This window comes from Williamsia sp. Leaf354, from assembly GCF_001424365.1.
GTDB lineage: Bacteria > Actinomycetota > Actinomycetes > Mycobacteriales > Mycobacteriaceae > Williamsia_A.
In genome coordinates this window covers 133305-140003 of record NZ_LMPL01000005.1, presented here as the reverse complement: position 1 = coordinate 140003, position 6699 = coordinate 133305, and the positions used below count along the sequence as shown (strand labels likewise).

Annotated in this window: 5 protein-coding genes; all 5 read right to left on the bottom strand. The window is 68.0% G+C overall.

The genetic code is table 11. The features are described from left to right. Positions 1-37: 37 nt before the first annotated feature. Positions 38-1315 (bottom strand): cellulase family glycosylhydrolase, encoded by a 1278-nt coding sequence (locus ASG12_RS17660; protein WP_200932807.1) that lies wholly within the window; start codon positions 1313-1315, stop codon positions 38-40. A gap of 205 nt (positions 1316-1520) precedes the next feature. Continuing rightward, positions 1521-3203, bottom strand: a complete 1683-nt coding sequence (locus ASG12_RS22360) for a DUF222 domain-containing protein (protein ID WP_443089112.1) — start codon at positions 3201-3203, stop codon at positions 1521-1523. A gap of 563 nt (positions 3204-3766) precedes the next feature. Beyond that, a complete protein-coding gene (locus ASG12_RS17650) occupies positions 3767-4564 on the bottom strand; it encodes a heme ABC transporter ATP-binding protein (RefSeq protein ID WP_055793800.1) in 798 nt (265 codons plus the stop codon). Further along, on the bottom strand, positions 4561-5580 hold the full coding sequence (locus ASG12_RS17645) for a FecCD family ABC transporter permease (RefSeq protein WP_443089111.1): 1020 nt from the start codon (positions 5578-5580) through the stop codon (positions 4561-4563). The genes ASG12_RS17650 and ASG12_RS17645 overlap by 4 nt, the downstream gene beginning before the upstream one ends. A 71-nt stretch (positions 5581-5651) precedes the next feature. Beyond that, positions 5652-6695 (bottom strand): heme/hemin ABC transporter substrate-binding protein, encoded by a 1044-nt coding sequence (locus tag ASG12_RS17640; protein ID WP_443089110.1) that lies wholly within the window; start codon positions 6693-6695, stop codon positions 5652-5654. Positions 6696-6699 lie beyond the last annotated feature (4 nt).

The window sequence follows — 6699 nt, the reverse complement described above, 5'->3', positions numbered from 1 at the left end:
GCCACCCCGTGGCTTCGTGCCGGAAAGGGTCGCGGGGTCAGCTGCTCCCGAACTTCGGTGCCGTGGTGGGCGTCGAGGCGACCGGTGTGGTCGGTTGCGGCGCCGTGGTGGGCGGGGTCGACGTGCTCGGCGGGGTGGAGGTACTCGGTGGCGTCGATGTGCTCGGCGGGGTGGAGGTGGACGGGGGTGTCGAGGTGGACGGGGGAGTGCTCGCGGCCGTGAAGTCCTTCACCGTCTGATAGGACTTCTTCGGCGTGAAGTTGTTCCGCAGGAGCCCGAAGTTCTGTTCGATGTCGTTCGTGTTCGTCCCGGTGTCGCGGATGTTGTAGATGAAGGCGGGGCCGACCCAGGCGGTGTCGCGTGCCGAGGCGAGCAGGATCTGGATCGTTTGCGCCTGCACGTCCTCGCTCACCGCAACCGAATTGGTGCCGGTGGGGGCGCCCGATTCGGTCATCCACAGGAGTTTGCCGCCGTCGCCGTTGGCGGTCATGAAGTCGTGCATGTCCCACATGCGCTGGAAAGTGCTGTAGGAGCGCGTGGACGGATCGTTGGGCAACGCGGGGAAGGTGTAGGGGTGGACCGCGACCGCGTCGAACGTGTTCTTCAGGTTCGCGGCGTAGAGCGCCTTGAGGAAGGTCAGTGGTGCGATGTCCCGGCCGTTGTCGACTGCCGGCGCGAGGCCGCCGCTGATCACCGTGGGCGCCGGGGACAGGGTCCGGATCGCCGCCGAGGCCGCGGCCAGCATTCGTCCGTAGCCGGCGGTGTCCGGTGCGGGCTTGTAGAAGATGTTGAGGTTCGGCTCATTCCAGATCTCCCAGATCCCGATGGAGCTCTGGTAGTGGATGGCGGCGTCTTTGGCGAACGCGGCGAAGGTTGCCGGGTCGGCGGGCCGGAAATGGCTGTCGGTGGGGTTGTCGGCAGAGTTCTGCGCCCACCGCGGCGTGTAGGCGACAACACCTGTGGGGCACATTCCGAGACTGGTGATCTTGTTGACGACGCGGTCGGCGGCCGTCCACGTCCGGGTGCCGCGCTGGGGTTCGATCACCGACCAGTCGATGTCGACGCGCACCAGTCCGACGCCGGCGTCGCGGGCGGCGGTGAGTTCACGGGTGAGATCGGAGTCGTTGAGGCCGAGGATGCCTGCGCCGGGTGACACCCCGACGCGGCCCTTGGCGGCCGATCCCTGGCATGCCGCGGGAGCGGCGGTGTGCGCGGTGGGCACGAGAACGGTTGCGGCGCCGACGGTCAACGCCACGACGGCGGCGGCGCGGGCGAGGAGAGAGCGGCGAGAACGAGCGGGTCGTGCAGTGGACATTGGGGGGACCTCTCCGGTGCGGCTGCATGGGCGTCTACTGCAGAGGCTGTGGCGCAGTCCCCCCGAACACACAGGCCACAACCTTCTCGAACGAACGCAATAGTCACACCAGTCACACGACATCACCGTGTCAGTGACCAAAGCTGAGCCGATCCGAGAGCGTTTCGTTACCTCGACCACGCGCGATCGGAGCGCGAACCAGCGTTCAGGCTGCGTCGATGACCATGTCCCGTGGCCAGGTGATGTCGAATCGCTGAGCGGAACCCGGGGCACGAGGTAGCCGCTCGACCGCGATACGATCGAGTTGGTGTTCGATGCCGAGGACTGTCGGTGGCTCGTCGATGTCCGGCGGGTCCGTGCACGGGCCGTCGCTCGTCGAATGCTGTTGAAGCAGTTCGTCGATGCGATGTATGTGATTGGCGCGGAGTATGTCAAGTGGGTCGGTGTTGCGACGCCAGCCGTAGAGGCCCTTGTCGGGGCCATCCGTGATCTTCTCGGTGGTCCACTGGTGCGGTTCGGATCCGACGGCCCGGTTGTGGCGTCCGCACGCCGGTGCCATGTGGGTGGAGTCGGTCAGTCCGCCGTCGGCCCAATCGGCTTCGGCGTGATGCATTTCGGTATGCGCGAACGGGACACGACAGTCGTCTTTGCTGCAGCCGCCGTACTGGGTGAACGCCATCAACCGCTGCGCCTGCGACGCCAATCGCCGGCCGCGGCCAAAGAACAAGGGTTCGCCGGTGACGTCGTCGAACACCGCGAGGTGGGGCTGTGCTTCGACAGCGAGCTTGATCACATCGCTGATCGGTAGATCGGTACCGGTAGCTGTCCGTGCGACACCGGCATGCTCACGGAGCTGTGCGTCGGTGATGGAGACGATGATCTGGGGCGGCAACCCTCGATGCGACCCACCGAGCAGGCCACCGTTGACCGCGGCATCCAAGAGGGCCTTCAACGCGTCGTGGTTCCGCTGACTCTGCGATCGATGGTCCCGGTCAGCTGCCTCTTTCAGCAACTGCGGGTCGGCATCGCCGTGATCACCCTGGGGTGACTGATCATCATCGGGATTGTTCATCCCCGGCGCGGCCCATTTGGCGAGGACCACATCGAACATAGCGCGCGTGACCGGATCCAACGTGGCGGTGAGTGTCGACATCAACTGGGAGTCCTGGCAACCGAGGTTCAGTTTCCGGTTGCGTGCCCGATCGCGGTCGTCGGTCAGTTGTCCGTCGGGATCGAGGTGGGCGAGGATCCGCACCCCGGCGGCGCCGATCTCTTTGGGCGTGAGTGTGGTGGCGAATTCGGCCAGGACTTCCTCGGCCCGCGCTCGCTGTTCCACATCGACTGCCGAGGGGATCTTCTTCATCACGTCGAGGACCGCGTGAACGTGATCGGGGCCGATCGTTCCGGCGGCCAACTCGCGAGCGGTGTTCGGGCACACCGGCGGAAGCTTCTCACCGGTCATCGCGTGCATGGGTTCCAGCGCCTGGATGGCCTGCAGGCGTTTCTTGGGGTGGGTGATCCGGAGTTTGGTCTGCAGGAACTCCGCTCCGACGATGACGGCCGCGGCGGTCACGATTCCCATCACCGACGTGAGCGCGATGTGGGCACGCGCCGGCGGAAGCTTCTCACCGGTCATCGCGTGCATGGGTTCCAGCGCCTGGATGGCCTGCAGGCGTTTCTTGGGGTGGGTGATCCGGAGTTTGGTCTGCAGGAACTCGGTGACGGTCACGCATCCCACGGTCCGGTGGGCGTCGCGGTCGGATACCTCGAGGATCCGCTGGTTGCCGATGGATTCGAATTGGCGGACAACGGTGTGGTGGTCGATCGCCAGTTGCGCGACGGTCTCGTCGTCGCAGGCGTCTGAGGTCTCTTCGGCGATCTCCTTCACCAGGGCTTGCAGGGCAGCGTATTTCGCTACGAGATCGCTCANGTCGATCGCCAGTTGCGCGACGGTCTCGTCGTCGCAGGCGTCTGAGGTCTCTTCGGCGATCTCCTTCACCAGGGCTTGCAGGGCAGCGTATTTCGCTACGAGATCGCTCACGGTACGCCCCCTCCCCAGGTGTGACTGTACGTCTATTCTAGCACGCGTGTTCGAGGTGTGGGGGATTGATTTCAGCGAATAGTGTTGAACGTGAGTGTATTTCGGTGGGTGGTTGGGTTCTAGTGCCGCTGACGGTGCGGAAGCCGGACGCCGAGTGTGCATTGTTTCGTCGTTGGCATGCGGTGTGTTGTCAGCACACTCGACGGCCGTTTCCACACAGTCAGCCTTGTCGGCATACTCCCGCCGCGGCCATCTTCTAGTGCCGCTGACTGTGCCGAAACTCTTCGCCGAGTGTGCGTCGTTTCGCTGTCGGCGAGCGCTGCGCAGTCTGCACACTCGACTCGACTTTCGTCACAATCAGCCCAACCAGCACCTTCTCGGCGGCCTTTTCCACTCAGTCAGCCGAAGCGCTACGTCTTCGGGGGACGGTGGGGGAGGATCACTTGGTGGTCGTCGATGTGGGAGACCGTCATCGGGAGACCGTATGTGGTGGTGAGGAGTTCGGCGGTGAGAGTGGCGCGGGGTGGGCCGCTCGCGACGACCTTGCCGTCGGCGATCACCACGACGGTGTCGCTGTAGGCCGCGGCCATGGTGAGGTCGTGGACCACCGCGACGACGGCATCTCCGCGGGCAGCGCGCGCGGTGACCAGGGCCATCACAGTCTCCTGGAAGTGCGGGTCGAGCGCCGCGGTCGGTTCGTCGAGCAGCAGTACCGGCGTCTGCTGGGCGAGGACCCGCGCCAGCGCGACACGTGCGCGTTCACCGCCCGACAGGGTGGCGAAGGGCCGATCGGCGAAATCGACGACGTCGCACTGGGCCATGGCCTCGGCGACCACGGTCTCGTCGTCGGCGTTGGCCGGCGTGCGGTTCCACGGGTGCCGTGCCATCTGCACCACCTCGCGACAGCTGAACGAGCCTCCCACCACGTGGTCCTGCGGTAACACGGCACGACGGCGCGCCTGTTCGAGGGTCGACAGACTGTCGATCGGGTCGCCCTGCAGCGCAACGTGTCCCGAGTCGAGGACCACCGACCCGGCCAGCGCCGAGAGCAGGGTCGACTTCCCCGCCCCGTTGGGGCCGACGATGCACAGCACCTCGCCCGCCTCGACCGCGAGATCCACACCGTGCAGGACCGGCCGTCCGGAGCGGCTCGCCGACACCGACTCCGCGCTGATCAGCGGTCGACGGACCGGCGCAGCGCCCGTCATGCCCACCCGCCCTGACGGGAACGGGTGCGGCGCAACAGCAGCAGGAACACCGGGCCGCCGACGAGAGCGGTCAGCATGCCGATCGGGAGATCTGCGTAGTCCACGAGGGTGCGCGCGGCGAGGTCGGCGAGCACCAGCAGGATCGCGCCGGCCAGAGCGCTCGCCGGCACCAGCACGCGGTGCGCGGGTCCGACGACGATGCGCATCAGGTGCGGGATCACGAGGCCGACGAACAGGATGATGCCGCAGAACGACACCGCCGCCGCGGTCAGCACCGCAACGATCACGACGGCGACCCTCCGGAGCCCCTCGACGTCGACACCGAGGTGTCGGGCCGAATACTCGCCCAGGGCCAGCAGGTCCATCCGGCGAGCGATGGTCATCGACGCGATGATGCCGACCACGACGAGCCCGACCACCAGGTACACCTGATCCCACGTCGCCCGGTTCAGGCTTCCCAACTGCCAGAACACGATCTGGTCGCGCGCGGTGGGGCTTGCGGAGAAGGTGAAGAACGCGATCAACCCGCCGGCGAAGGCGTTGACCGCGATACCCGTCAGCACCAGGGTGACGACCTCGGTCCGTCCCGCGGATCGCGACAGCAGATACACGATGCCGGTCGTGAGCAGTCCGGCCGCGAAGGCACCGCCGGCCACCGCGTACCCGGCGACACCGAGACCGCCGACGGCGATGACACCCGACGCGCCGGCGGCGGCGCCCGACGACACCCCGATCACCCCTGGTTCGGCGAGCGGGTTGGCGAACACACCCTGCAGGACCGCGCCCGCACACCCGAGCGCGGCGCCGACAACCAGCGCCAACACCACTCGCGGAAGGCGGACGTTCCACAGCGTGTTCTCGCCGACCTGGTCGGGCAGCGGGCCGAGGGTGATGTGCAGGTGGTGCAGCAGCGAGCCGAGTACCTGGAGCGGCGGGATGTGGTTCTGCCCGATGCCCGCAGCGACGACGACCGCGACGGCGAGGATCGCCAGACCGACCGGTGCCACGACGACCAGCGGTACCCGCCGCAGCCTCGGGGAGCGGTCCCCGCCGCGGATCGTCCGCAGCCGCTCGGCGAGGGCGGGACTCACGGGCGTCCGTAGAGGGTGCGCGCGAGCGCCACCGCCACATCGCCCGTGCGGGCCCCGAACGACAGCAGTTCGCCGTCGTCCATGTCGATGATGCGTCGATCGCGTCCGGCCGGTGTCTCGCTCACCCCGGGGATCTTCTCGAGGCCGTCGACACCTCCGACCGACGCCAGTCCGTCGGTCATCATCAGCAGCACATCGGGCCGGGACTTGATGAGTCCCTCGGACGTGAGCGAGGTGAAGGCGTCGGTGAGCCCCGCCGCGGTGCCCGCGTCCTGTCCGCCGACGGTGTCGATGAGGGAGTCCGCGCCCGAGCCCGGGCCGCCCAGGATGAGCAGGCCCGTACCGCGGGCGTAGACGAACGCGATCCGTGGTCGGTCGGCGTCGCGGGGGACCAGCGCGCGGGCCGCGGCGATCTGGGAGTCGGTGCGGGCGACGAGGGCGTCGCCGGCCGCGGGGATCCCGAGCGCGGTCGCGACCGCTCGCAACTGTGCGTCGGTTCCGGCGACGGTGCGTTCGGCGGTGCCGGTGACCACGGGGATGCCCGCGGCGGTGAGCTGATCGGTCAACACGTTCGCCGACGGCAGCGACGCGTCGGTGAGCACCACGGTGGGTCGCAGGGCGATGATCGCCTCGGCGTTCGCGTCGGTGCCGCCGGTCGTCACCACCGGGATCGATGCGGCCGCAGGGAACTTCGTCGCGATGTCGCGGCCCACCAGGTTGCGGCCGAGCCCGAGCGCGAACACCGCCGTGCCGTACGTCCCGTAGCGATCGAGGGCCACGATCCGACTGACGTCGATGACTGTCACGCGCCGGTTGTCGGCGGTGGTCACCGTCACGGGCAGTTGCGGGACCGGCGTGGGCGACACCGGCACCGGATCGGCCGAGGGAAGCCGCGCGGTACGCGGACCGTCGGGCAACGACACCGACGACGGCGACGCCCCCGAGGACCCGACGTCGAGCGGTGCGGTGGAGCACGCCCCGACGGCCGTCGTGACGACGACCGCGAGCGCGAGGATCGGCGCGGCGGCCCGCGTCGACAGCGTT